This window comes from Methylobacterium sp. UNC378MF (assembly GCF_900103195.1).
Lineage (GTDB): Bacteria > Pseudomonadota > Alphaproteobacteria > Rhizobiales > Beijerinckiaceae > Methylobacterium.
The window spans coordinates 17,156-40,931 of sequence record NZ_FMWU01000018.1; the positions used below are offsets into that span (position 1 = coordinate 17,156).

A 23,776-nucleotide genomic window follows, 5' to 3' on the forward strand; every position below is an offset into this window, starting at 1 on the left:
CTCCAGATCGGCGCAGGATCGATCGGCTTCGGGGGACAGAGGTGCCAAGAGGGAGGCCGGCCGGCTCCTGAGGTCATCCAGAGCTGTCATTTACCATTGGTTAACCCTCTTCCGGGACGCTTTGTCTCGGAGGATTTCGCAATGCTCGCGCTGGATGCTGGATCGGCTCACCGGAGCCGCGCTTACAGGACCTTCAGGCTCGACCGGGCCGGTCGCGTCTGCGCGGCCGAGATCCTGTCCGCCGAGGACGACACGCAGGCGCGCCGTCGTGCCCGTGCGATGGTCGAGCGCGACGCGATCGAGCTTTGGGAGCGGACCCGGTTCCTCGGCCGTTTCGAGCCGATCGTACCGGCGAGTCAGGATCACCCGGCGCGCTGAGGCCGGAGCCGTCGTTCCCGCGTAGCGCCCGCCTCGCTCCGCTCGCGTGTGCTCGCACGCGGACTGCGCATCCCGTCAGCGGTTGCCCGTTTCCGGCATGGCGAGCACGGCGAGGAAGCTGAGGATCGCGGCTCCCGCCAGATAGAACCCGACGAAGCCGATCCCGCCATAGGCCGCCAGTTCCTGCGCGATGTAGGGCGCGCCCGAGGCACCCAGGATGCCGGCCAGATTGTAGGTGACCGATGCGCCCGTGTAGCGCACCCGTGTCGGGAACAGCTCGGGCAGGACGGCGCCCATCGGGCCGAACACCCAGCCCATGGTCAGGAGGCTGACGCACAGGAAGCCAAGGACCGGGGGCCAGGTGCCGGTACCGGCGGCGTGGCCCAGCATCGGCCCCATGAGGAAGCCCAGCAGGAACGTCACGGCCATGCCGGACAGCAGCACCGGCCGGCGGCCGAAGCGGTCGGCCGCGGCACCCGACACGACGGTGCCCAGCGCCATGAAGCAGACCGCGATGCACTCGAACATCAGAAAGGTCGGTCGGCTGTAGCCGAGGGTGGCGGTGCCGTACCCCAGGGCGAAGACGGTGGAGAGATAGAATACCGCATAGACCGCCACCATCGCGAAGGTGCCGACCAGGACCGCACGTCCGTGTTGGGTCAGCATGGTGGCGAAGGGCACCCGCTCAGGCCGCGCCTCGGTGAGCGCGGCCTTGAAGGCCGGTGTCTCGGTGAGCCTGAGGCGCACGTAGAGCCCGACCCCGACGAGCGCCGCCGAGGCCAGGAACGGCAGGCGCCAGCCCCAGGCCTGGAAGCTCTCGGGCGACAGGCCGAAGCTCAGGGCGAGGAAGCCGAGATTGGCCAGGATGAAGCCGACCGGCGCGCCGAGCTGCGGAAAGATGCCGTACCACGCACGCCGGCCCGGCGGTGCGTTCTCCACCGCCAGCAGGGCCGCGCCGCCCCACTCCCCGCCGAACCCGATCCCCTGCCCGCAGCGCAGGAGGCAGAGCGCCGCCGGCGCCCACCAGCCGACCGACGCGTAGGTCGGCAGGCAGCCGATCAGGACGGTGGAGAGACCCATGATCAGCAGGGACGCCACCAGCGTCGCCTTGCGGCCGACCCGGTCGCCGAAATGCCCGAACAGGGCCGCGCCGACGGGTCGCGCGATGAACGCGATGGCGAAGGTCGCGAAGGCGCTGAGCTGCTGTACACCGGGCGCGCCGGCGGGGAAGAAGACCGGGCCGATCACCAGGGCGGTGGCGGTTGCGTAGATGTAGAAGTCGAAGAACTCGATCGCCGTCCCGACGAAGCTCGCGGCGAGGATCCGGCCGGCGCTCGGCGTGACGCTCGCGGCGGTCTGGGACGGGCCAGCGGTGTCGATGGTCTGCAACATGATCGGTCGGGGGAGCAGGGATCGGGCTTGTCGCGGCGCTTTCGCACGGGCCAGCCTATGCCGATACCCCGGTTTCGGCATGGGCATCCGACCTGGGCGCGGAGGTCGCTGTGCGGTGCACCCGCGGCGGTCTTGCGTTCCCGGGCCCCCTTCGCCAAGCTGAACGGCCATATTCCGCGACGGATGACGGCCGCGGCGCCGTCCCCACCACTTGAGTATTGCGATGAGAGTCACTGTCGAGCGCGCGGCCCTGCTCAGGTCGCTCGGCCACGTGCACCGGGTCGTCGAGCGCCGCAACACGATCCCGATCCTGTCGAACGTTCTCCTGCGCGCGGAAGGGTCGGGTCTCCAGCTGCGGGCGACGGATCTCGACATCGAGGTGACCGAGAGCGTGCCGGCCGATGTGCCGGATCCGGGCGCCACCACGGTCCCGGCGCACGTGATCTACGACATCGTGCGCAAGCTCCCCGACGGCGCGCAGGTCTCGCTGGAGACCGGCGGTGAATCCGGCCAGATGACGATCCGGTCCGGCCGCTCGCGCTTCGCCCTGGGCGCCCTTCCCGAGGGCGACTTTCCGGACCTCGCTGCCGGCGAGATGCCGCACGGCTTCGAGATCGCCGCCGCCGACCTGAAGCGGCTGATCGAGAAGACCCAGTTCGCGATCTCCACCGAGGAGACCCGGTACTACCTCAACGGCATCTACCTGCACACGCTGGAGACCGAGGGCGGCCCGGTGATGCGGGCGGTGGCCACAGACGGGCACCGGCTCGCCCGCGTCGAGATCCCGGCCCCGCAGGGCAGTGTCGGCATGCCGGGCGTGATCGTGCCCCGGAAGGCCGTCGCCGAGATCCAGAAGCTCCTCGACGATGGCGGCGAGAGCGTCGCGGTCGACCTGTCGCCCGCCAAGATCCGCCTGCGCTTCGCCGGTGGCCTGACGCTGATCTCCAAGCTGATCGACGGCACCTTCCCGGATTACCAGCGCGTGATCCCGGCCAACAACGACAAGCGGCTGACCGTCGAGCGCGACGCGTTCGCGAAGGCGGTGGACCGGGTCTCGACGATCTCGTCGGAGCGCGGACGCGCGGTGAAGCTCGGCCTCGCCGAGGGGCGCCTCGCGCTGTCGGTGAACAACCCGGATTCGGGCAGTGCCACCGAAGAGCTCGACGTCGACTACGAGGCGGCCAACCTCGATATCGGCTTCAACGCCCGCTACCTGCTGGACATCACCGCGCAGCTCGAGGGCGACACCGCCCTGTTCAAGCTCGCCGACCCGGGCTCGCCGACCCTGATCCAGGATCGCGAGGGCGCCCCGGCGCTGTATGTCCTGATGCCGATGCGGGTGTGAGGCTGCCACGCAAATCCCGGTCCCGCCCTCATCCTGAGGTGCCGGAGGGTAGCGGAGGCCTCGAAGGAGGGCTCCACATGGCGATGTGGTTTCTGGAGCCCTCCTTCGAGGCCCGCTGATGCGGGCACCTCAGGATGAGGTGATGGGATGGGATGTCAGACAACAAGGGACGGTTGAGCGCGCCGCGTCTCGGCCCCTCGGTTCACCGATGAGCGACATCCTCGATCCGCGGATCGAGCCCAACGGGTCGGATCTGCGCGTCACCCGCCTGATCGCCCGCGATTTCCGCAACCACGCAGACCTCGAACTGACGCCCGAGGCCCGGTTCGTGGCGCTGGTCGGGGAGAACGGCGCCGGCAAGACCAACCTGCTCGAGGCGCTGTCGCTGTTCGTGCCGGGCCGGGGCCTGCGACGGGCAGAGTTCGCCGCCATGGCGCGCGCAGGCGGCCCGGGGGGCTTCGCGGTCTCGCTCACCCTCGATCGCGAGGGGGCCGAGCATCGGCTCGGCACGGGGCTGGAGCCGCCGGGCCCCGACGGGCGGACGAGCCGGCTCTGCCGGATCGACGGCGCCACCGCCGCCTCACCGGTGGCGTTCAGCGAGTTCCTGCGGGTGGTCTGGCTGACCCCCGACCTCGACGGGCTGTTCCGCGGCGCGGCAGGGGACCGGCGGCGGTTCCTCGACCGTCTCGTGCTGGCGGTCGATGCCGCGCACGGTGCTCGAGTCTCCGCGATGGAGCGGGCCCTGCGCTCGCGCAACCGCCTGCTGGAGGAGCGGCCCGACGATAACCGCTGGCTCGACGCGGTGGAGCGGGAGGTCGCCGAGCTGGGCGTCGCCGTGGCGCTCGCCCGGCGCGAGACCGCCGAGCGCCTCGACAGGCTGATCGCCGAGACCCGGGACGACGCGCAGCCCTTCCCCTGGGCCTCCATCCGCCTTGAAGGCGACCTGGACGATCTCGTGGCGGTCTGGCCGGCGATCGAGGCGGAGGACCGCTACCGCCTGGCTCTCCGCAACGGCCGCCAACGGGACCGGGCCGCCGGTCGCACCTTGATCGGGCCGCAGAGCAGCGACCTCGTTGTCCGCCACGGCCCCAAGGACGTGCCGGCGGGGACGGCATCCACCGGGGAGCAGAAGGCGCTGCTGATCGGGCTCGTCCTCGCCCATGCGCGGCTGGTGCGCGCCATGAGCGGCATCGCGCCGCTGATCCTCCTCGACGAGGTGGCGGCCCATCTGGACCCCCGCCGCCGGGCCGGCCTGTTCGAGGCCCTGGCGGCGCTCCCGGGTCAGGTCTGGATGACCGGCGCCGACCCGGACGCCTTCGCACAGGCCGGCGCTCGGACCGAGGTGCTGCGGATCGGGGCCTGACGTCAGGCGGCTCGGACTGTCCCGAGGAAGCGCGAGACTTCGGTGCCGAGATACTCGGATTGGCGCGACAGCTCGCCGGCCGCTCCCAGCACCTGGGCTGCCGCCGCGCCGGTCTCCTCGGAAGCCTTGGCCACCCCCGTGATGTTACTGGTGACCTCATCGGTGCCGGCCGCCGCCTGGGACACGTTTCGGACGATCTCCTGCGTGGCGGCGCCCTGCTGCTCCACCGCCGCCGCGATGGTCGTGGCAACCGCGTCGATCTCGCGGATGCGTGCGGCGATCGTGTCGATGGCCGAGACCGCCTGACCGGTCACGCCCTGGATCTGGCCGATCTGCTGGCTGATCTCCTCGGTGGCCCGGGCCGTCTGCGCCGCGAGGTCCTTCACCTCGGCCGCGACGACGGCGAAGCCACGACCGGCCTCGCCGGCGCGCGCCGCTTCGATCGTGGCGTTCAAGGCCAGCAGGTTGGTCTGTCCGGCGATGTTCGAGATCAGCCCGACCATGTCGCCGATGCGGGTCGCCGCCTGGCTCAGGGCCTGGACGAGGTGCTGGGTCTCGTCCGCCTCGCCGACGGCCGTCTGGGCGAGACTGGCCGAGCCGAGGACCTGCCGGCCGATCTCCTGCACGGATGTGCCCAGCTCCTCGGCGGCCGCCGCTACGGTCTGCACATTGGCGGCGGCCTCCTCGGCGGCTGCCGCCACGGTGGTGGACTGGCTCGCCGTCTCGGTGGCGCTCGACGTCATGGTCTGGGCAGTGGCCTGCAGCTCGGTCGCCGAGGACGACACCATCCCGACGATGCCGCCGACCGCGCGCTCGAATCCGTCGGCGAGTTCGATCATGGTGCGTCGGCGCTCTGCGGCCGCGGCCTCGTCGGCGCGGCGCTTCACCTCGGCTTCTTCGGCGGCCTTGCGGGCGACCATGGCCTTGATGCCCTCCACCGCGCGACCGACCGCGCCGATCTCGTCCCGGCGCGCCGCCTCCTCGATGTCGGCGTCGATCTCGCCCTGCGCCATGCGCTCCAGGACCTTGACCAGCCGGTCCAGCGGGCGCGTGATCCCGACCGTGGCGATGAATACCGCCGCCAGCAGGCCCGCCAGCATCCCGAGGGCGCTCACGGTCATCAAGGTCCGGCGGGTGGCATTGGTCTGATCCGTCAGGTCGTCCGAACCTTTCTGCATGTATGCATTGATGTCCTCGGCGATCGTGTTGCCTTCGGCGAGCATGCTGGAAAACGTCGGATCGATCGCCGAATGGACCAACGCGATGGCTTGATCGTTCTGGTTGGCGGTCCCGAGCCGGCGGACCTCGTTCACGTCCCGCAGATAGCGCTCGATGCGCGCCGCCTGCTCATCGATGCGTGCAGCGAAGGTCAGTGCGTGTGAACGGAAGACCGGGAGCAGCTCCCGCACCTTCGGTAGAACGGCCTCGAAGCCCTTGTTGGCGTCCTGCATCTGGCTCTGCTCGGTCTCCGCGATGATGCGGTAGACCCAGTAGTTCAGCTCGATCATCAGGCGATTCAGCCGACGAGCCTCGGCGACGGCCGCCGCCTCGTTGACGATGAACTGGCTGTAGCCGTCGTCGATCGTCGTCATCCGCGACTGCGCATACCAGATGCATCCACCGACGATCATGCTGATCATGGCAATGACCGCTGCCAGCTTCGGCAATATATTGACGTTCGACAGACGCAACACGACTTTCAGGCTCCTTGACACAAATCGACGACCGGCATTCCGATTTATGAAAGTGGCAATCTCGATCCGGTGTGTAAAAAAGATGTTAAAGAAATTGTTGAGTCCAGCGTTGATTTGATAGTGATCAGAAATAGATCAGTAAGACTTATAGAAAATCCAGAATATCAATTCGAATAAAACTGAAATGAACTGAATATCATGATTGGAACGCTTAAAAGAATGAAATCAAGTCTAGAAAATTGAATTTTCTTGAACGGATTTCTCCGCATGTATTGCCTGTGTCGTTCCGCCGCAGGTGCAGCAGGCGAGGCTGGAGCCTCTGCAGCCGCGCCCGGCGACCTTTCCACCGCCGCGCGCGGCGCCACATAGAGGGCCCTGCACGCTGGCCGCGTGCCCACGGAATCGCGAGCGCATGTCCAAGCCCGTCCACGCCATGATCCGCGTCCTCGAGGAGGAACGCGCGCGCGACTACTACGCCCGGGCCTTCGGCCTTGAAGTCTCCGGCCGATACGACTTCCCGGATTTCACCCTCGTCTACATGCGGGACCCGGCCTCGCCGTTCGAGCTGGAGCTCACGGTGAACAAGGGCCGCGACAAGCCCTACGATCTCGGCGACGGCTACGGGCACATCGCCTTCGTGGTCGACGATGTCGAGGCCGAGCACACCCGGCACCGGCGGGAGGGCTTCACGGCCACCGATATCAAGACGCTCAAGCACGGGGACGACGTGCTGGCACGGTTCTTCTTCGCCACCGACCCGGACGGCTACAAGATCGAGGTCATCCAGCGCGGCGGCCGCTTCGCGTGACCGTTCCGGCGCGCCATCCCCTCTCCGAAACGCCTCCGAGATCCATGCCGGACAAGACCCGCATCGTCTGCATCCGCCACGGGCAGTCGACCTTCAACGCCGCGCACAAGCTCGGGCGCGGCGATCCCGGCCTGCCCGACGCGCGCCTGACAGAGCTGGGCCACGCCCAGGCCCGGGTCGCGCGCGAGCGGCTCCGAGCGGTCCCCTTCGACCTCGTGGTAGTCTCGCCCCTGACCCGCGCCATCGAGACCGCCGCGATCCTGTTCGGCGAGCATCCGAGCCGGCCGCGGGTGCTCGTCGAGGTGCTGCACCGCGAGTGCCAGGAGAGCAGCTGCGACGTCGGTCGGGCGACCTCGGAGATCGCCGCGGAGTTCCCGCACCTCGATGTCGGGCACCTGCCCGAGGTCTGGTGGCACGCGGAGCCGGGCTGCGAGGTCGGCGGCTACCCGGTGGAGCCGCGGCCCCTGTTCGACGCTCGGGTCGCGGCGTTCCGGGACTGGCTGCGGGCCCGGCCCGAGACCACCATCGCGGTGGTCGGGCACGGCACGTTCTTCTACCACCTCACCGGCACGTTCCTGGAGAATTGCGGCTCCGTCGAGCTGGACCTCGACGCCGCGCCCGCGGAGGCCTGATCAGGCCGGCACTCGGGCGCGCGCCGCGTCCATGCGCTGACGGGCGCCAATGAGGGCGATCTCCGGCGCCTGCCGGCCGATGGCGAGGACTTCCGCGAGGATCGCGCAGGCCTCGCTCCAGGTCCCGGCTACGAAGGGTGCCGCGCCCTCGGCCACCTCCGCGGCGCAGCGCGCATCCTCGCCCGCCCGCTGCGCCGCCGTCGCGGTGCGGGACGCCGCGGCGGTGAGGGCGCCCTCGCGCCAGCGCCGCGCCTGGGCCGCGGCCTGCGCGCGGGCACCGCCCCGCCACGCGGCCGCGTTCGCGGCCGCGAGGGCCGCGGGCCAGTCCGGCGCTCCCGCGCAGGCTTGCGCGTCCGCCGTCAGGCCAGCGACGGCGCAGAGCGGCGCCAGGATACGGCGGACGCTCTCCAGCGCCAGCTGCCGGGTGCGGGCGGCCTCGATCTCCGGGGTGTCGGCACTGCCCGACAGGCGCAGGACGAAGGCCATCAGCTGGGGCCGTGCCTCGTCCGGCATGGCGTCATTGAGCCCGAGGGCGTAGGCGGCGACCGGCCGCGAGAAGCAGGGCGGGCAGTCGGAGCTGGAGCGGATCGCCCGGTAGGGCAGCCCCGCGGCCACGATCGCCGCCTCGTTGATGCAGGTCCCACCGTCGGGGCCGGGAAAGGGATGCGATCCGGCGAGCAGACGCCAGTTCAGGATCGTCGCGAAGTCGGGATGCATCGGCGCGCTCTCCGTCTCGGGCGCGCAGCGTGGCACGCCGCGCCCCGGAAGGCGAGGCCCCCTCAGCCGCCGAGGCCCGGCGCGAGGCCCGAGAGCATCGCGGTGCCCAGGACCAGCACGAAGGCGGCGGCGACGAGTTCGAGGCCGCCGAGCGCCAGGAGCCCGGCCTGACCTCTTCCGCCCGCGAGGCGCAGCGCCATCCGCTTGGCGAAGACCGCGAGGCAGGCCAGCGCGGTCGTGGTCACCGCGGTGCCGAGGGCCATCGCCAGGACCGCCAGCACGCCCGCCCCGGGCACGCCCTGCGACACCGCGAAGACCAGGACCAGCACCGCGCCCGCGCAGGGGCGTGTGCCCGCCGCCAGCACCACGCCGGCCCGCTCGCGCCACGTGTCGCCGGTATCGAGGGCCTGTGGCCCCGGCAGGTGGCTGCAGCCCGGGCCGCAGCCCGCGCCGAGATCGGCGAGGCGTCCGGCCTTGCGCCACGTCAGGACCAGCCCGATCAGGGCGACGAGGGCGAAGCTCACGGTCTCGATCAGGGTGCCGGCCCGGGTGATGCTCGCCGCCGTGGCGTTGAGGACCAGCGTGCCGAGCCCGACGATCGCCCCGGCCATGCAGGCCTGGAGCAGCGCGGCGCAGGCGCTCAGCGCGGCGCCGCGCCGGAGTGCCCGCTCCCCCGCCAGGATGTAGCCGGCGATCACCGCCTTGCCATGGCCCGGGCCGGCGGCGTGGAACACGCCGTACGCGAAGGCGAGGCCGATCAGCGGGGTCCAGCTGCCGCCGCCCCGCAGCGCGCTCACGGCGGCGTTGAGGCTGCGGGAGAAGCTCGCCTGCAGCGCCAGGATGATGCCGCCGAGTCCCGTGGTGGCCGGGGCGGCTTCCCGGAAGCCGATGCCGAAGGGCGAGCGCGGCGGCGGCGCGGCGAGGCCGGGCGCGACGAGCCACGCGATCGCGGCGGCCAGCAGCGCGGCCAGCCCGATGGCCAGGGCCATGAGGCCGAGCCGCAGGCCCAGCCGCCCCGCCCCGGCGGGGGCGACGAACCCGATGCCTACGGACATGCCACGAGCACCCGGCTGGCAAACTGCACGCCGTAGGTCGAGGCGGCGGTGAGCGCCTCGAAGAAGGCCTCGGTCATCCCCGGCGATCCGGCATCGGCCGTCTTCGGCTGCTCGGTCTTCGGCCGGGTGACCGTGGCGGCGCAGCCCTGGGGCGCCCCCGCGAGGGTCGCGGCGTCGGCGCCCTCGGCGAACGAGAAGGCGACGAAGTAGGTCGGGTCGTAGACCTCCAGCGCGGCGACTCCCCGCCCCTGCTGGACCGGAATCTTCAGCGGCAGCAGGAAGGTCATGACCAGCGCCTTGTCCTCCATGTGGGCGGCCGGCTCCTTCGGGTCGCCGAAGGCCTGCTCCTTGCCGCCGACCTTGAGCTTCGTGAAATAGCCGAACTCGGCGAGGTTGGCGGTGTTCTCGGTGGCGAGCCCGGCGAGCTCCTCCGGGCTGAGCGTGCCGTCCTTGTTGGTGTCGAGGCCCTGCGTGACGAAGGCCGTGTATTCGGGGTCGAAGCGCCACGTGTCGCGGACGCCGACGAGCTTGCCACCCTCGTAGACGAGCTGGGCCTTGGCGGTCACCCAGACATGCGGGTGGGCAGAGGCCGCCGAGGCGGCGCAGCCGAGGGCGGCGGCCAGCAGCAGGGCGGGCGGTTTCGGGCGGTGCGCGGCGATCGGCATGGGCGGAGGCACGCTCGCGGAGGGAGGCGGTCAGGCCGGATCTCCTCGCGCGCCGGTTGGGCGAAAGCGAGGCGCCGTCCCGACCCTGCGCCGATCATTCGCCCCCGTCACTCGCCGCCGTCGAGGCCCATCAGCTGGAAGCTCACCCGCAGGTCGTTCGACATCGGGATGTCGAGGCGCTCGCCGTTGGGCAGGCGCTTGAGGAACCAGCGCTCGTAGGTCCAGCGCAGCGCCCGCGACTCGGCGAGCCGCGTGAAGGTCTGCTGCACGATGCCGGCGAGTTCGGGATCGTCCTTGCGGAACATGATGCCGTAGGGCTCGTAGGAGAGCTTGTCGGGCAGCACCGTGTAGTTCGCCCCGTCCTTCGCGTCGGTGGCGATCAGCCCGTAGAGCAGCACGTCGTCGGTGGCGAAGGCGTCGGCCTTGCCGGCCTTCACCATCGCGTAGGAGGCGGCGTGGTCGGGGGCCGTCACCACCTGCGCGTCGATCTTCAGCCGGGCGAGCTGGTCGCGCACGGCCTTCTCGTTGGTGGTGCCCGCGGTGACCACAACGGTCTTGCCGCCGAGATCCCGGTAGGAGGCAATGCCGGCTCCGCGCTTTACCAGCAGCTGCGTCGCGCTGATGTAGTCCACCGGCGAGAAGGCGACCTGCTTGCGGCGCTCGGCGTTGGCCGTGGTCGAGCCGCATTCGAGGTCGATCTTGCCGGAGGTCACCGCCTCGATGCGCGTCTCGGCGGTGACCGGCGCGTAGCGGACCTTCACCGGCCGGCCGATCGCCGCCTGGATGTCGTCGGCGATCTCGCCGCAGAGGTCGATGGCGTAGCCGATGGGCCGGGGGCTGCCGTCCGGCAGCTTGCCCTCCACGAAGGAGAACGGCACCGAGCTCTCCCGGTAGCCGAGCACGATCTCGCCGCGCGCGGCGACGCTCTTGAGCGTGCCGGTGAGCACCTCAATGGCGAAAGCCGGCGACGCGCCAGCCAGCGCCAGGACCATCGCCGCCACGAGCCGCATCGCCATCACCGGTTCTCCCGTTCTCGCCCCGCCCCTACTCCGCCGGCGAGGCTACGGTGCCGACATGGTCGAGCCGCTGGTCGGTGGCGGTGAGCTGCCCCTCCCACTTGGCGACCGCCACGGTGGCGACGCTGTTGCCCAGCACGTTGGTGGCCGAGCGTCCCATGTCGAGAAACTGGTCGATGCCGATGATCAGCAGCAGCCCCGCCTCCGGGATGTTGAACTGCGTCAGCGTCGCCGAGATCACCACCAGCGAAGCGCGGGGCACGCCCGCCATGCCCTTCGAGGTCACCATCAGCAGGAACAGCATGGTGAGCTGCTGACCCCAGGTCAGCGGGATGTTGTAGGCCTGGGCGATGAACATCACCGCGAAGGTGCAGTACATCATCGAGCCGTCGAGGTTGAACGAGTAGCCCATCGGCAGCACGAAGGAGGTGATGCGGTTGGGCACGCCGAACTGTTCGAGGTTCGTGAGCATCTTCGGGTAGGCCGCCTCGCTCGACGCGGTCGAGAAGGCGAGCACGAAGGGCTCCTTGATCAGGTTGATCAGCCGCATGATGCCGCCGCCGCCGAGCAACAGGAAGCCGACACCCATCAGCAGCGCCCAGAGCACCGCGAGGCCGATGTAGAACTCGATCAGGAACTTGCCGTAGGTGATGAGCACGCCGATGCCCTGCGTTGTGATGGTCGCCGCGATGGCGGCGAAGACCGCCACGGGGGCGAACAGCATCACGTAGCCCGTCACCTTCAGCATGACGTCGGCCACGCCCTCGATCCCCTTAGCGAGGAAGTGGCCCTTCTCGCCCAGGGCCGCGAGCGCCACGCCGAAGAAGATCGAGAAGACCACGATCTGCAGGATCTCGTTGTTGGCCATGGCCTCCACGGCGCTCTTGGGCACCAAGTGGGTCACGAATTCCTTGAGCGAGAGCGAGGCGGTCTTCAAGCCGGTGCCGGCGCCGACATCGGGCAGCGGCAGGTTCAGGTTCACGCCCGGCTGCATCAGGTTGACCAGGATCAGCCCCAGCATCAGCGAGCAGAACGAGGCGCCGACGAACCAGAGCAGCGCCTTGCCGCCGACGCGGCCGACCGCAGCGGTGTCGCCGAGATGCGCGATGCCGACGACGAGCGTCGAGAACACCAGCGGCGCGATGATCATCTTGATCAGCCGCAGGAAAACGTCGGAAATCAGCGCGATGTAGCCGGCGATTTCCTTGGCGGTCTGCGGATCCGGCCATGTGATGCTGCAGGCGTAGCCCACCGCGATCCCGAGGAGCATCCCGACGAAGATCATCGTCGTGAGTCGCGAACCTGTCATCGGACTGCTCCTCGCCTGAGGCCGGGATGATCGAGCATTAAAGTTCGTTAACGTGAAGCACGAACTACGCCAGACGCAAGCCCATCCAGGCCCGGTTACTGGCGCAGTCGACTGTTTTCACGCGACGCTTGGCCGGCGATGAAACCGGTGGCCGGTTGGCTACGCTTGCGGTACGAGACTTGCGGCGACGATCCGCTCGCGCCAGACGCGGGCGGCACAAGAAACGAGCGCGCGCGGGAGTCCATGGACGTTTTCGTACAGCAGTTGATCAACGGGCTGACGCTCGGCTCGATCTACGGCCTGATCGCCATCGGCTACACGATGGTGTTCGGCATCATCGGCATGGTGAACTTCGCCCACGGCGACGTCTTCATGGTCTCCTGCTTCATCGCGCTGATCACCTTCCTGCTTTTGACTGTCTGGCTCGGGGTCAGCTCCATCGCGCTGGCCTTCCTGGTGGTGCTGGTGGTCGCCATGGCGCTGACCGCCCTGTGGGGCTGGGCGATCGAAAGGGTGGCCTACCGGCCGCTGCGCGGCTCGTTCCGCCTCGCGCCGCTGATCTCGGCGATCGGCGTGTCGATCTTCCTGTCGAACTTCGTGCAGGTGGTGCAGGGCGCGCGCAACAAGCCGACCCCGCCGATGCTGTCGGGCGGCATCACCCTGTTCGAACGGGACGGCTACGCGGTGTTCCTGGCCTGGAAGCAGGTGCTGATCATGGCGGTGACCGCCGTGCTGCTCACCGGCTTCTGGTATCTCGTGCAGCGCACGCCTTTCGGCCGGGCGCAGCGCGCCTGCGAGCAGGACCGCAAGATGGCGGCTTTGCTCGGCATCGACGTCGACCGCACGATCTCGCTGACCTTCGTGCTCGGCGCCGCGCTCGCGGCCGTCGCGGGCGTCCTCTACCTGATGTATTACGGCGTCGTGTCCTTCTCGGACGGGTTCGTGCCCGGCGTGAAGGCGTTCACGGCGGCGGTGCTCGGGGGCATCGGCTCCCTGCCAGGGGCGGTGCTCGGCGGCCTGATCATCGGGCTGATCGAGACCTTCTGGTCCGCCTACTTCTCCATCGAGTACAAGGACGTCGCCGCCTTCTCGATCCTGGCGATCGTGCTGATCTTCATGCCGTCGGGCATCCTGGGCCGGCCCGAGGTCGAGAAAGTCTGATGGCCGGCTCGCAGACTGCTCTCCCGGGCTCCGCGATGGCCGGCATCCTGCGCGACGCCGCCCTCTACGCCCTCGTCACCTTCGGCCTCTGCGTCCCGATCATCGCCTACCGCACGGATCCGGGACCCGGAACCGAGCTGGTGCTCGTGCCGCGCTGGGGGCTGGTGGCGGCACTCTGCGCGGCAATCTTCGTGGTGCGCCTCGTCCAGCGCCTCGTGCTGCTGCGCCGCGACGCGCGGCGGGCGCTGACCCCCTCCCCGGCCCAGGCGACCGAGGCCGTCCACGGCGAGCCCGACGCGGGCCAGAAAACCTCGAAGGTCGGTCTCTGGCTGTTCATCTTCGTCGCGCTGACCCTGCCGATGATCTCCGCCCTGGCCACCGGGGGCCTGTCCTCGGCCCGCTACTGGATCGACCTGGGCATCCTGATCCTCACCTACGTGATGCTCGGCTGGGGGCTGAACATCGTCGTCGGCCTCGCCGGCCTGCTCGACCTCGGCTACGTCGCCTTCTACGCGGTCGGAGCCTATTCCTACGCCCTGCTCTCGACCACCTTCGGCCTGTCGTTCTGGGTCTGCCTGCCGCTGGCGGGCCTGTTCGCCGGCCTGTGGGGGATGATCCTCGGCTTCCCGGTCCTGCGCCTGCGCGGCGACTACCTCGCCATCGTCACCCTCGCCTTCGGCGAGATCATCCGTCTCGTCCTGATCAACTGGACCGACGTGACCGGCGGGGGCGCCGGCATCTCGTCGATCCCGCGGGCGACCTTCTTCGGGATCCCGTTCACGGCCGGCGACGACGGGTTTGCGGCGACCTTCGGCATCCCCTTCGACTCGATGCACCGGCTCGTCTTCCTGTATTACCTGATCCTGGGCCTCGCCCTGATCACCAACTTCGTCACCCTGCGCCTGCGCCGCCTGCCGATCGGGCGGGCCTGGGAGGCCCTGCGCGAGGACGAGATCGCCTGCCGGTCGCTCGGCATCGACACGACCGCCACGAAGCTGACGGCCTTTGCCCTGGGTGCGGCCTTCGGGGGCGTCGCAGGCTCTTTCTTCGCCGTGCGCCAGGGCTTCATCAGCCCCGAGAGCTTCAACTTCCTGGAGAGCGCCATCATCCTGGCGATCGTGGTGCTGGGCGGCATGGGCAGCCAGGTCGGCGTCGCGATCGCCGCGGTGGCGATGGTCGGCGGGCCGGAGATGCTGCGCAACCTCGGCTTCCTGAAGGCCGTGTTCGGCGAGGGCTTCGACCCGAGCGAGTACCGCCTGCTCCTGTTCGGGCTGGCCATGGTCGCCATGATGGTCTGGCGCCCGCGCGGCCTGATCTCGGAGCGCATGCCGTCGGTGTCGCTGGGCCAGCGGCGCGCGGTCTCGGGCGCCCACGTCAGCGAGGGGCACGGCTGATGGCGACGTCACCGCTCCCCCCGCCGGTGCTCACGGTCGAGCACCTGACCATGCGGTTCGGCGGTCTCACCGCCGTCTCCGACCTGTCCTTCGAGGCGCGCCGCGGCGACATCACCGCGCTGATCGGCCCGAACGGGGCCGGCAAGACCACGGTGTTCAACTGCATCACCGGCTTCTACAAGCCGACCGAGGGGATGCTGACGCTGGCCCATGCCGACGGCACGGCCCACCTGCTGGAGCGGCTTCCCAATCACAAGGTTAACCGCACCGCGCGGGTGGCGCGCACCTTCCAGAACATCCGCCTGTTCCAGGGCATGACCGTGCTGGAGAACCTGCTGGTCGCCCAGCACGCGCCGCTGATGCGGGCCTCGGGCTACACGATCCTCGGGTTGCTCGGTCTCAAGACCTACCGGGACGCGCAGGGCGCGGCAATCGAGCGGGCCAAGGCCTGGCTCGAGCGCATCGACCTCACGGCGCGCGCAGATGACCCGGCGGGCGCGCTGCCCTACGGCGCTCAGCGGCGCCTGGAGATCGCCCGGGCGATGTGCACCGACCCTGTGCTGCTCTGCCTCGACGAGCCGGCGGCCGGTCTCAATCCGCGGGAATCGGCGGAGCTCAACGGCCTCCTGCGCCACATTCGCGACGCGCACGACACCTCGGTGCTGCTGATCGAGCACGACATGTCGGTGGTGATGGAGATTTCCGACCACGTCGTTGTGCTCGATTACGGCGTGAAGATCGCCGACGGATCCCCCGCCGAGGTGCGGGCCGACCCGAAGGTGATCGCCGCCTATCTCGGCGTCGAGGACGAGGAGGTCGAGGCCGTGGAGGCGGAGGTCGGGATCACCGTGCCCCACGCCGACGGCGCGCCAACCGGAGTGCGGGCATGAGCGTCGCCGGCATCAACGTCCTGGTCGAGGAGACGCGGGCGATCCAGGCGGGGAAGAAGCCCCCGCTCCTCGCGGTGCGCGACGTCTCGACCTATTACGGCAGCGTCGCCGCCCTGCGCGGGGTCGACCTCGACGTGGCCGAGGGCGAGATCGTCACGCTGATCGGTGCCAACGGCGCCGGCAAGTCGACCCTGATGATGACGATCTTCGGCAGCCCCCAGGCGCGCTCGGGGACGATCACCTATGACGGGCGCGACATCACCCGGCTGCCGACCCACGCCATCGCCCGGCTCGGCATCGCCCAGTCGCCGGAAGGCCGCCGGGTCTTCCCGCGCATGACCGTTTACGAGAATCTTCAGATGGGCGCCGCGCTCCACGACGGGCGCTTCTTCGCCGAGGATCTGGAGAAGGTCTGCGCCCTGTTCCCGCGGGTGAAGGAGCGCCTGAACCAGCGCGCCGGCACCATGTCAGGGGGCGAGCAGCAGATGCTGGCCATCGCCCGAGCCTTGATGAGCCGCCCGCGCCTGCTGCTCCTCGACGAGCCGTCACTCGGCCTCGCGCCGCTGGTGGTGAAGGGCATCTTCGACGCGATCCGCGAGCTGAACCGGACCGACGGCATGACGATCTTCCTTGTGGAGCAGAACGCCTACCACGCCCTGAAGCTCGCCCATCGCGGCTACGTGCTGGTCAACGGCCGGGTGACCATGAGCGGCACCGGGCGGGCGCTGCTCGACGATCCGAACGTCAAGGCCGCCTATCTGGAAGGGGGCCATGCCGGCCCGGTCGGGGCATGAGCGTGCAACCATGAGCGTGCTGCAGGGGATCCTGTACGAGGAGCCGTCGGCCTGGCTGTTCCTGCTCGTCACCGTCGTGATGGGCGGCTGGGCCGGCTGGATGGCGGCCCGCGGCATCGCCCGGGGCTGGCGGCCGTTCTGGCACTGCGCCCTGGCGCTGCTTCTGGTGGCCGCCGCCGTGCGCTTCATCCACTACGCCCTGTTTTCGGGCACGCTGCTGTCGCTGCACTACTATGCGGTCGACGCGGTCGTCGTCATGATCATCGGCGCGGCGGGCTTCCGCTACACGCGGACGCGCCAGATGACGAGCCAGTACCGCTGGCTCTACGAGAAGACCTCACCGCTGACATGGCGCGATCGGGCGCCCGAAGCGGGCGAGGTCCGATGAGTGCGGCCGGATCCGCACGTGCGGTCCTGACATTTAGGGGAAGTACGCGATGAGATCGATTCTGCTGGCCGGGCTCGCCCTCGGCGCGATGGTGGCGGCCGCACAGGCCGCCGAGGTCAAGCTCGGCGTCGCCGCGCCGATCACCGGCAACAGCGCCGCCATCGGCGCGCAGCTCAAGAACGGCGCGAGCCAGGCGGTCGAGGACCTCAACAAGGCCGGCACGCTGAAGGGCACGACGCTCACCGTCACGGTCGGCGACGACGCCTCCGACCCGAAGCAGGGCGTCTCGGTGGCCAACAAGTTCGCCAGCGACGGCGTGAAGATGGTCGTCGGCGACTACAATTCCGGCGTGTCGATCCCGGCCTCCGACGTCTATCTCGACGCCGGCATCATCCAGGTCACCCCCGCCTCCACGAACGTGAAGTTCACCGAGCGCGGCATGTGGAACACGTTCCGCACCTGCGGCCGCGACGACCAGCAGGGCGCGGTGGCCGGCACCTACCTGGCCGAGCACTTCAAGGGCAAGAAGATCGCCTTCGTCCACGACAAGACGCCCTACGGCAAGGGGCTGGCCGACGAGACCCTGAAGGCGCTGAAGGCCAAGGGTGGCAAGGAGGCGATGTACGAGGGCATCAACCCGGGCGAGAAGGACTACTCGGCGCTCGTCTCCAAGCTCAAGTCAGCCAATGTCGATGTCGTCTATTTCGGCGGCTACTATACCGAGGCCGGCCTCATCCTGCGCCAGATGCGCGACCAGGGCCTGAAGGCGCCGATGATGGGCGGCGACGGCATGGTCGACCGCGAACTCGTGGCGATCGCCGGTCCCGCGGCCGAGGGCACGCTGACCACCTTCCCGCCGGATGCCCGCAAGAACCCGAACGCCAAGGCGGCGCTGGCCGCCTTCAAGGCCAAGAACATCGATCCGGAGGGCTACACGCTCTACTCCTACGCCGCCGTTCAGGTCCTGGCGAAGGCGATGGCCGAGACCGGCTCCAGCGATGGCAAGAAGCTGGCCGACTGGCTGCATCAGGGCAAGCCGGTCGATACGGTGGTCGGACCCATCGCCTACGACAAGAAGGGCGACATCACCCGGCCCGACTATGTCATGTACGAGTGGAAGAAGGGCGCCGACGGCAAGATCGACTACAGCGGCAATGAGCTGACGAAGTAAGCCGCAGCCACAGACCGGGTTTTCAGTCCGACGCCGCCTCCCGATACCGCGGGGGGCGGCGTCGTCGTTTTCTATACCGTGGATTCGTCAGCCTTCCGGGCGGATCCGTCCTCCACACCGCGTGCGTACGCCTAAGAAGTGTGCATGATGCCGCCGGCGCGAGCGTGAGGCCGGCTCAGCGCTTGGGAGGAGGCCATGAGGACGGCAGGGACCGCGTCTGCGGACGTGCGCAGGAGCTTGGCTGCAACTTGTCCGTACTCAGCCGCAGGCTCGCGCGGCCCTTCGACCCGTCTCCCGGCACCATCATTGCACAGGCGTCGCCCGAGCGGGCGGGCCCGCGTACCCCGCCGCCAGCCGACACCGTTCGGCCCGATCCAGGAGTTCCGTACCGATGCAGTCTGATTTCGCTCGCCGTGGCCTAGCCGCGGCGCTGGGCCTGTCTCTCGCCCTCGCTCCGATGAGCCTGCGGGCGCAGGAACTGACCGGCACCCTCAAGAAGGTGAAGGACGCCAACGCCATCGTCATCGGCTACCGCGACGCCTCCGTGCCGTTCTCGTATCTCGGCGGCGATCAGAAGCCGGTCGGCTACGCGATGGACATCTGCTACAAGATCGCCGACGCCGTGAAGGCCAAGCTCAACCTCCCGAACCTTGAGGTGAAGCTCAACCCGGTCACCTCCGCCACCCGCATCCCGCTGATGGCGAACGGCACGATCGACCTCGAATGCGGCTCGACGACCAACAACGCCGAGCGCGAGAAGCAGGTGTGGTTTACGAACTCGCACTTCCTGACCGCGACCCGCTACGTCTCGAAGAAGTCGGCCAACCTGCACACGATCGAGGACCTGAAGGGCAAGACCGTCGTGTCGACCTCGGGCACCACGAACATCAAGCAGATCAACGAGGCGAACACGGAGCGTAAGCTCGGCCTGACGATCCTGCCGGCCAAGGACCACGCCGAGGCGTTCCTGATGGTCGAGACCGGCCGCGCCGCAGCCTTCGTGATGGACGACGTGCTGCTCGCCTCGCTCGCCGCCTCCTCGAAGGATCCGTCCGCCTACGAGATCTCCACCGAAGCCCTGTCGAAGCCCGAGCCCTACGGCATCATGCTCCGCAAGGACGACACGGAGTTCAAGAAGGTCGCGGACGACGCCACCGCCAAGCTCTACACGAGCCCTGAGGGCAAGGCCCTCTACGACAAGTGGTTCACCAAGCCGATCCCGCCGCGCAACATCAACCTCAACCTGCCGATGAGCGCGGAGATGAAGAAGCAGTTCACGACCCCGATCTCGAGCCCCGATCCGGCGGCGTACTGAGATCCGTTCGGTACGGTTTCATGCCATGATGCGCACCGCGGGCTCCGGCCTGCGGTGCGTCTCTGTAAGTTCACAGTAGAAGCGGCGCGATGAACTACAACTGGAACTGGCGGATCTTCTTCGACGCCTCGCCGGAGGGGAACGGCACGTATCTCGACATGCTGCTCTCGGGGCTCATGTGGACGATCACGACCGCGCTCTGCTCCTGGGTGATCGCGTTCTTCCTGGGCTCGCTGGTCGGCGTGCTGCGCACCCTGCCGTCGAAGCCCGCGAACGCGATCGGCACGGCCTATGTCGAGCTGTTCCGCAACGTGCCGCTGCTGGTGCAGATGTTCCTCTGGTACTTCGTGCTGCCCGAAGTGGTCCCGACCCGGATCGGTGACGCGATCAAGCAACTACCCGATGCGCCGTTCTACACGGCGGTGGTCTGCCTCGGCTTCTTCACCGCTTCGCGCGTCGCCGAGCAGGTCCGTGCCGGCATCCAGTCGCTGCCGCGGGGCCAGCGCATGGCCGGCACCGCCATGGGCTTCACGACCTACCAGACCTACCGCTACGTGCTGCTGCCCAACGCCTACCGGATCATCCTGCCGCCGATGACCTCGGAATTCCTCAACAACCTGAAGAACACGTCTGTGGCGCTGACCATCGGCCTGCTGGAGCTGACCGCGCGAGCCCGCTCGATGCAGGAATTCTCGTTCCAGGTATTCGAGGCGTTCACGGCTGCGACGATCCTCTACGTGATCATCAACCTCGTGGTCGTCACGGCGGCGACCTTCCTGGAGAAGGCGGTCGCCATCCCCGGCCAGCGCTGAGGACAGCCCGCCCCCGATCCTCCGCCGTCCGACGGCCACCGCGAACAGGCCCCGATGCTCTCGAATTTCGACTTCTCCGTCATCGTCTCGTCCCTGCCCTACCTGTTCGGGCAGGGCATGGTCTTCACCGTGACGCTCACCGCCATGGCGGCCGTGGGCGGCGTGATCATCGGCACGCTGCTGGCGATGGCGCGCCTGTCGGGCATCCCCGGCCTGTGGCACCTCGCCAAGGGCTATGTCGAGCTGTGCCGCTCGCTGCCGCTGGTCCTGGTGATCTTCTGGTTCTACTTCCTGGTGCCGTATATCGGCGCCTATCTGACCGGAGCCTCGACGCCGATCCAGGTCGGCGCCTTCCCGTCGGCCCTGATCACCTTCATGGCCTTCGAGGCGGCCTACTTCTCGGAGATTATGCGGGCCGGGATCCAGTCCATCCCGAAGGGACAGACGGCCGCCGCCCAGGCGCTCGGGATGAATTACTGGCAGACCATGGGCAACGTGATCCTGCCCCAGGCCTTCCGCAACATGCTGCCGCTGCTGCTGACCCAGACGATCATCCTGTTCCAGGATACGTCCCTCGTCTACGTGCTGTCGCTGACAGACTTCATGGGCGCCGCCTCGAAGGTCGCCCAGCGCGACGGCCGCCTCGTCGAGATGTATATCTTCGCAGCCGTGGTCTATTTCGCGATCTGCTTCTCGGCCTCGTACCTGGTGCGCCGTCTGCAGCGCCGCGTGGCCATCATCCGCTGACCGACACTGGAGACTGTGTCATGACCTCGTCCCCGATGCCGGCCCCGACCGCCGCCGAACCCGTTGTCGATGCCAGCCACGCGCCGAAGGATGCCGGCCTGCAGCCCGGCAGCCTGATCTCCGGCGCGCCCGTCGTGGCACCCGGCGAGACGATGATCGCCATCGACAACATCAGCAAATGGTATGGCGATTTCCAAGTGCTGACGAATTGCACCACGAAGGTCGCCAAGGGCGAGGTCGTGGTCGTCTGCGGTCCTTCGGGCTCCGGCAAGTCGACCCTGATCAAATGCGTCAACGCCCTGGAGCCTTTCCAGAAGGGCCAGATCACCGTGGCCGGCACCAAGGTGGCCGACAAGGCGACCAACCTGCCCAAGCTCCGCTCGCGGGTCGGCATGGTGTTCCAGCATTTCGAGCTGTTCCCGCACCTGTCGATCACCGAGAACCTCACCATCGCCCAGCGCAAGGTGCTGGGCCGCAGCGGCGAGGACGCGAAGAAGCGCGGTCTCGACCTGCTCGCCCGCGTCGGCCTCGGCGCCCATGCGAACAAGTTCCCGGGCCAGCTCTCCGGCGGTCAGCAGCAGCGCGTGGCGATCGCCCGGGCGCTCGCCATGAACCCGGTGGTGATGCTGTTCGACGAGCCGACCTCGGCGCTGGACCCCGAGATGGTCGGCGAGGTGCTCGACGTGATGGTGGAACTTGCCAAGGAGGGCATGACGATGATGGTCGTGACCCACGAGATGGGCTTCGCCCGCAAGGTCGCCGACCGGGTGATCTTCATGGATCGCGGTGAGATCGTCGAGGACGCCAAGAAGGAGGAGTTCTTCGGCAGTCCCCGCTCCGAGCGGGCGCAGACCTTCCTGTCGAAGATCCTCCAGCACTGACCGCGGGCCGTTAAGCCAGCGCCTCCTGCGCGGCCCGGTATTCCCGGCCGTGCTGGCAATAGCCCTCGACGATGCGGATCATCATAGCGCGCTTCTCCGCATCGAGGGGGGCCAGGATCCGGGCCGGGCGGCCGCCCCAGAGATAGCCGGCCTCCAGGATCTGGCCGGGATCGGTGGTCGCGCCCGCCGCCAGCATGACGTCGTCGGCGATCAGGGTTCCGGACGCGATGCTGGCGCCGATGCCGATCAGCGCCCGCGCCCCGATCCGGCAATCGGCGATCCGGACGTTGTGGGCGACGGTGGTATCCCGCCCGATCACCACGCCGTCCGCCCGAGTGCGGATGATTGTGTTGTCCTGAATATTGGTATCGGCCCCGATCACGATCGGGCCGACCTCGGCGTTGAGATCGCAGCAGAACAGCACGCTGGCGCCGGCACCGAGGCTCACCCGTCCGCGCAGGCGGGCCGTGCGCGCCACAAAGACGCTGGCCTCGACCTCCGGCACCTCTCCCGGCGGGAAGGTTGGCCCGTCGCCCATGCGCTCGCGCACCCGCTCGGCGCGCTCGGCGATCTCGTCGGATCCGATGGCACGACTCGGACGAGCCGGGCTACCGGCATAGGCATAGCCGCCGGGGAGATTCGCCCGGGGGAAGACGGTCGAGCCGGCCTCGATCACCGCGCCGTCGCCGACCTCTGCCCCATCAAGGATCACAACGTCGTCTTCGACGACCACGTCGGAGCCGAGCGTGCAGGCATGCACGACGCTGTTGCGCCCGACCGTGACGCGGTCGCCGACCCGGGTGCCGTGCGTCCGGGTGGCGATATGCACCGTCGAGCGGTGGCCGAGCCAGAAGCGGTCGCCGAGGGTCACCGTCTGACCGTCCGCGCGGATCACCGCCTCGTCGCCGATCCAGGCCTGCGCGCCGATCCGGGCCGCGCCGATCACCGTGCTGCCGCGCCCGCACCAGACGGGGCGACTCGCGAAATCCGGCTGCACGCCGTCGTAGGGCAGGATCAGGTCGGGGGTCACGCGGATATCCTTCTCCAGCGCCGTCCGGAGCACGCGGGGTGATCCGGATGATCGCGGGCCGCGCGCCGGGCCGGCAGGGCGCGACGGACCGTCTCATATAGAGGCGGGGCCGGGTGTGACAGGGACGGGACTGGCCGGCAAAGCCGCGGGCTCCTATGGATCGGGTCATGAGCGCCCCCGTTCCGAGCATCGGCATCCAGGCCGAGCCCTTCGACACCGCGGCCGAGATCGCCGACCTGAGTGCCAAGCTGGGCGGCCGGGCGGGCGCCGTCGTCACCTTCACCGGCCTCTGTCGCGACGAGGGCGGGCGGCTGGCGGCCCTGGAGCTGGAGCATTATCCCGGCATGGCCGAGGCCGAGATCGAGAGGGTCGCCGAAGAGGCGATCGCCCGCTGGCCGCTCCAGGCCCTGCGGGTAATCCACCGGCACGGTCTGGTGCGGCCGGGCGACGGCATCGTGCTCGTGGTCACCGCCGCGAGCCACCGGGTCGCCGCCTTCGAGGCCGCGGATTTCCTGATGGATTATCTCAAGACCCGCGCCCCATTCTGGAAACGCGAGCACCTCGCCGATGGCACGACCGGCGGCTGGGTCGCGGCGACGACCCAGGACGATGCCGCGGCCGGGCGCTGGAGCTGAGCCTCTGATCGGCGCGCGCTACACGATCAGCGCGTTGAGCAGCACCGCGGCGGCGGCTCCCACGATCGAGATCCCGAGAAGGACCACGCTGCTGAGCTGATCCCCCGTATCGACGGTCCGGCCCGGGCCGAGGGATCGAACCTGCGTGTTGTCGTAGCTGCTCATGGGGCCTCCTGGATCGGGC

Annotated in this window: 25 protein-coding genes; 16 read left to right on the plus strand and 9 right to left on the minus strand. The window is 69.0% G+C overall.

The features are described 5' to 3' along the window. Nucleotides 1-141: 141 nt before the first annotated feature. Complete coding sequence (locus BLT59_RS18990; protein ID WP_091783750.1) at nucleotides 142-378, plus strand: hypothetical protein; 237 nt, start codon at nucleotides 142-144, stop codon at nucleotides 376-378. A 75-nt stretch (nucleotides 379-453) separates the two neighbouring features. On the opposite strand, the gene BLT59_RS18995 is transcribed toward BLT59_RS18990, so the two are convergent. Then, a complete protein-coding gene (locus BLT59_RS18995; RefSeq protein ID WP_091783753.1) occupies nucleotides 454-1,770 on the minus strand; it encodes an MFS transporter in 1,317 nt (438 codons plus the stop codon). A gap of 223 nt (nucleotides 1,771-1,993) precedes the next feature. On the opposite strand from BLT59_RS18995, the gene dnaN reads away from it, so the two are divergent. Both dnaN and recF read left to right on the plus strand, forming a co-directional pair. Next, nucleotides 1,994-3,115 (plus strand): DNA polymerase III subunit beta, encoded by a 1,122-nt coding sequence (gene dnaN / locus BLT59_RS19000; RefSeq protein ID WP_091783756.1) that lies wholly within the window; start codon nucleotides 1,994-1,996, stop codon nucleotides 3,113-3,115. Between the two features lie 208 nt (nucleotides 3,116-3,323). Next, nucleotides 3,324-4,478, plus strand: coding sequence for a DNA replication/repair protein RecF (gene recF / locus BLT59_RS19005; RefSeq protein WP_091783759.1), 1,155 nt, complete (start codon nucleotides 3,324-3,326; stop codon nucleotides 4,476-4,478). Nucleotides 4,479-4,480: 2 nt separating this feature from the next. Here recF and BLT59_RS19010 read toward each other — a convergent pair whose 3' ends face one another. Beyond that, complete coding sequence (locus tag BLT59_RS19010; protein WP_091783762.1) at nucleotides 4,481-6,172, minus strand: methyl-accepting chemotaxis protein; 1,692 nt, start codon at nucleotides 6,170-6,172, stop codon at nucleotides 4,481-4,483. Nucleotides 6,173-6,584: 412 nt separating this feature from the next. Here BLT59_RS19010 and BLT59_RS19015 point away from each other — a divergent pair, with 412 nt between their 5' ends. Then, nucleotides 6,585-6,980, plus strand: coding sequence for a VOC family protein (locus tag BLT59_RS19015; RefSeq protein WP_091783766.1), 396 nt, complete (start codon nucleotides 6,585-6,587; stop codon nucleotides 6,978-6,980). 44 nt (nucleotides 6,981-7,024) lie between these two features. Next, nucleotides 7,025-7,612, plus strand: a complete 588-nt coding sequence (locus tag BLT59_RS19020; RefSeq protein WP_091783769.1) for a histidine phosphatase family protein — start codon at nucleotides 7,025-7,027, stop codon at nucleotides 7,610-7,612. Here the strand turns inward: BLT59_RS19020 and BLT59_RS19025 are convergent, their stop codons facing one another. The 5 genes from BLT59_RS19025 to BLT59_RS19045 form a co-directional block, all read right to left on the minus strand. Beyond that, nucleotides 7,613-8,329 carry a hypothetical protein gene (locus BLT59_RS19025; protein WP_091783772.1) on the minus strand — a complete coding sequence of 239 codons (717 nt, stop codon included), beginning with the start codon at nucleotides 8,327-8,329 and terminating at the stop codon, nucleotides 7,613-7,615. Nucleotides 8,330-8,391: 62 nt separating this feature from the next. Next, nucleotides 8,392-9,384: a nickel/cobalt transporter gene (locus BLT59_RS19030; RefSeq protein ID WP_091783776.1), complete on the minus strand. Its 993-nt coding sequence runs from the start codon at nucleotides 9,382-9,384 to the stop codon at nucleotides 8,392-8,394. Continuing rightward, nucleotides 9,375-10,049 (minus strand): DUF1007 family protein, encoded by a 675-nt coding sequence (locus BLT59_RS19035; protein ID WP_091783779.1) that lies wholly within the window; start codon nucleotides 10,047-10,049, stop codon nucleotides 9,375-9,377. Before BLT59_RS19035 ends, BLT59_RS19030 begins: the two co-directional genes overlap by 10 nt. A 107-nt stretch (nucleotides 10,050-10,156) precedes the next feature. Then, entirely contained in the window at nucleotides 10,157-11,065 is a 909-nt protein-coding gene (locus BLT59_RS19040) for an amino acid ABC transporter substrate-binding protein (RefSeq protein ID WP_091783782.1), read from the minus strand. A gap of 28 nt (nucleotides 11,066-11,093) precedes the next feature. Further along, the gene (locus BLT59_RS19045; protein WP_091783786.1) at nucleotides 11,094-12,374 is read right to left on the minus strand and encodes a dicarboxylate/amino acid:cation symporter; all 1,281 of its coding nucleotides are present in this window, start codon (nucleotides 12,372-12,374) and stop codon (nucleotides 11,094-11,096) included. 243 nt (nucleotides 12,375-12,617) lie between these two features. Here BLT59_RS19045 and BLT59_RS19050 point away from each other — a divergent pair, with 243 nt between their 5' ends. The 10 genes from BLT59_RS19050 (at nucleotide 12,618) to BLT59_RS19095 (ending at nucleotide 21,927) form a co-directional block, all read left to right on the plus strand. Beyond that, complete coding sequence (locus BLT59_RS19050) at nucleotides 12,618-13,535, plus strand: branched-chain amino acid ABC transporter permease (protein ID WP_012319217.1); 918 nt, start codon at nucleotides 12,618-12,620, stop codon at nucleotides 13,533-13,535. Continuing rightward, on the plus strand, nucleotides 13,535-14,929 hold the full coding sequence (gene livM, locus BLT59_RS19055) for a high-affinity branched-chain amino acid ABC transporter permease LivM (RefSeq protein ID WP_091783794.1): 1,395 nt from the start codon (nucleotides 13,535-13,537) through the stop codon (nucleotides 14,927-14,929). Before BLT59_RS19050 ends, livM begins: the two co-directional genes overlap by 1 nt. After that, nucleotides 14,929-15,819 (plus strand): ABC transporter ATP-binding protein, encoded by an 891-nt coding sequence (locus tag BLT59_RS19060; protein ID WP_091783796.1) that lies wholly within the window; start codon nucleotides 14,929-14,931, stop codon nucleotides 15,817-15,819. The genes livM and BLT59_RS19060 overlap by 1 nt, the downstream gene beginning before the upstream one ends. Continuing rightward, complete coding sequence (locus BLT59_RS19065) at nucleotides 15,816-16,613, plus strand: ABC transporter ATP-binding protein (RefSeq protein WP_091783799.1); 798 nt, start codon at nucleotides 15,816-15,818, stop codon at nucleotides 16,611-16,613. The genes BLT59_RS19060 and BLT59_RS19065 overlap by 4 nt, the downstream gene beginning before the upstream one ends. 19 nt (nucleotides 16,614-16,632) lie before the next feature. Further along, nucleotides 16,633-17,001: a DUF6867 family protein gene (locus BLT59_RS19070; protein ID WP_091784124.1), complete on the plus strand. Its 369-nt coding sequence runs from the start codon at nucleotides 16,633-16,635 to the stop codon at nucleotides 16,999-17,001. Nucleotides 17,002-17,050: 49 nt separating this feature from the next. Beyond that, nucleotides 17,051-18,172, plus strand: coding sequence for a branched-chain amino acid ABC transporter substrate-binding protein (locus BLT59_RS19075; protein WP_091783802.1), 1,122 nt, complete (start codon nucleotides 17,051-17,053; stop codon nucleotides 18,170-18,172). A gap of 391 nt (nucleotides 18,173-18,563) precedes the next feature. After that, nucleotides 18,564-19,487: an amino acid ABC transporter substrate-binding protein gene (locus BLT59_RS19080; RefSeq protein WP_091783805.1), complete on the plus strand. Its 924-nt coding sequence runs from the start codon at nucleotides 18,564-18,566 to the stop codon at nucleotides 19,485-19,487. A gap of 89 nt (nucleotides 19,488-19,576) precedes the next feature. Then, nucleotides 19,577-20,299, plus strand: coding sequence for an amino acid ABC transporter permease (locus BLT59_RS19085; protein WP_059409257.1), 723 nt, complete (start codon nucleotides 19,577-19,579; stop codon nucleotides 20,297-20,299). A gap of 54 nt (nucleotides 20,300-20,353) precedes the next feature. Further along, nucleotides 20,354-21,046, plus strand: a complete 693-nt coding sequence (locus BLT59_RS19090) for an amino acid ABC transporter permease (RefSeq protein ID WP_091783808.1) — start codon at nucleotides 20,354-20,356, stop codon at nucleotides 21,044-21,046. Nucleotides 21,047-21,198: 152 nt separating this feature from the next. After that, entirely contained in the window at nucleotides 21,199-21,927 is a 729-nt protein-coding gene (locus tag BLT59_RS19095; protein WP_091784127.1) for an amino acid ABC transporter ATP-binding protein, read from the plus strand. A gap of 10 nt (nucleotides 21,928-21,937) precedes the next feature. Here the strand turns inward: BLT59_RS19095 and BLT59_RS19100 are convergent, their stop codons facing one another. Continuing rightward, nucleotides 21,938-22,957: a gamma carbonic anhydrase family protein gene (locus BLT59_RS19100; protein WP_091784130.1), complete on the minus strand. Its 1,020-nt coding sequence runs from the start codon at nucleotides 22,955-22,957 to the stop codon at nucleotides 21,938-21,940. A 167-nt stretch (nucleotides 22,958-23,124) separates the two neighbouring features. On the opposite strand from BLT59_RS19100, the gene BLT59_RS19105 reads away from it, so the two are divergent. Next, complete coding sequence (locus BLT59_RS19105) at nucleotides 23,125-23,592, plus strand: molybdenum cofactor biosynthesis protein MoaE (protein WP_091783811.1); 468 nt, start codon at nucleotides 23,125-23,127, stop codon at nucleotides 23,590-23,592. An 18-nt stretch (nucleotides 23,593-23,610) separates the two neighbouring features. Here BLT59_RS19105 and BLT59_RS31365 read toward each other — a convergent pair whose 3' ends face one another. Further along, the gene (locus tag BLT59_RS31365) at nucleotides 23,611-23,757 is read right to left on the minus strand and encodes a hypothetical protein (RefSeq protein ID WP_175544061.1); all 147 of its coding nucleotides are present in this window, start codon (nucleotides 23,755-23,757) and stop codon (nucleotides 23,611-23,613) included. Nucleotides 23,758-23,776: the final 19 nt, after the last annotated feature.

Bases quoted from the DNA above. Each gene is read 5' to 3' on its own strand.
- BLT59_RS18990 (WP_091783750.1), top strand. From the start codon at position 142: ATGCTCGCGCTGGATGCTGGATCGGCTCACCGGAGCCGCGCTTACAGG.
- BLT59_RS18995 (WP_091783753.1), bottom strand. From the start codon at position 1,770: ATGTTGCAGACCATCGACACCGCTGGCCCGTCCCAGACCGCCGCGAGC.
- dnaN (WP_091783756.1), top strand. From the start codon at position 1,994: ATGAGAGTCACTGTCGAGCGCGCGGCCCTGCTCAGGTCGCTCGGCCAC.
- recF (WP_091783759.1), top strand. From the start codon at position 3,324: ATGAGCGACATCCTCGATCCGCGGATCGAGCCCAACGGGTCGGATCTG.
- BLT59_RS19015 (WP_091783766.1), top strand. From the start codon at position 6,585: ATGTCCAAGCCCGTCCACGCCATGATCCGCGTCCTCGAGGAGGAACGC.
- BLT59_RS19020 (WP_091783769.1), top strand. From the start codon at position 7,025: ATGCCGGACAAGACCCGCATCGTCTGCATCCGCCACGGGCAGTCGACC.
- BLT59_RS19025 (WP_091783772.1), bottom strand. From the start codon at position 8,329: ATGCATCCCGACTTCGCGACGATCCTGAACTGGCGTCTGCTCGCCGGA.
- BLT59_RS19030 (WP_091783776.1), bottom strand. From the start codon at position 9,384: ATGTCCGTAGGCATCGGGTTCGTCGCCCCCGCCGGGGCGGGGCGGCTG.
- BLT59_RS19035 (WP_091783779.1), bottom strand. From the start codon at position 10,049: ATGCCGATCGCCGCGCACCGCCCGAAACCGCCCGCCCTGCTGCTGGCC.
- BLT59_RS19040 (WP_091783782.1), bottom strand. From the start codon at position 11,065: ATGGCGATGCGGCTCGTGGCGGCGATGGTCCTGGCGCTGGCTGGCGCG.
- BLT59_RS19045 (WP_091783786.1), bottom strand. From the start codon at position 12,374: ATGACAGGTTCGCGACTCACGACGATGATCTTCGTCGGGATGCTCCTC.
- BLT59_RS19050 (WP_012319217.1), top strand. From the start codon at position 12,618: ATGGACGTTTTCGTACAGCAGTTGATCAACGGGCTGACGCTCGGCTCG.
- livM (WP_091783794.1), top strand. From the start codon at position 13,535: ATGGCCGGCTCGCAGACTGCTCTCCCGGGCTCCGCGATGGCCGGCATC.
- BLT59_RS19060 (WP_091783796.1), top strand. From the start codon at position 14,929: ATGGCGACGTCACCGCTCCCCCCGCCGGTGCTCACGGTCGAGCACCTG.
- BLT59_RS19065 (WP_091783799.1), top strand. From the start codon at position 15,816: ATGAGCGTCGCCGGCATCAACGTCCTGGTCGAGGAGACGCGGGCGATC.
- BLT59_RS19075 (WP_091783802.1), top strand. From the start codon at position 17,051: ATGAGATCGATTCTGCTGGCCGGGCTCGCCCTCGGCGCGATGGTGGCG.
- BLT59_RS19080 (WP_091783805.1), top strand. From the start codon at position 18,564: ATGCAGTCTGATTTCGCTCGCCGTGGCCTAGCCGCGGCGCTGGGCCTG.
- BLT59_RS19085 (WP_059409257.1), top strand. From the start codon at position 19,577: ATGAACTACAACTGGAACTGGCGGATCTTCTTCGACGCCTCGCCGGAG.
- BLT59_RS19090 (WP_091783808.1), top strand. From the start codon at position 20,354: ATGCTCTCGAATTTCGACTTCTCCGTCATCGTCTCGTCCCTGCCCTAC.
- BLT59_RS19095 (WP_091784127.1), top strand. From the start codon at position 21,199: ATGATCGCCATCGACAACATCAGCAAATGGTATGGCGATTTCCAAGTG.
- BLT59_RS19105 (WP_091783811.1), top strand. From the start codon at position 23,125: ATGAGCGCCCCCGTTCCGAGCATCGGCATCCAGGCCGAGCCCTTCGAC.
- BLT59_RS31365 (WP_175544061.1), bottom strand. From the start codon at position 23,757: ATGAGCAGCTACGACAACACGCAGGTTCGATCCCTCGGCCCGGGCCGG.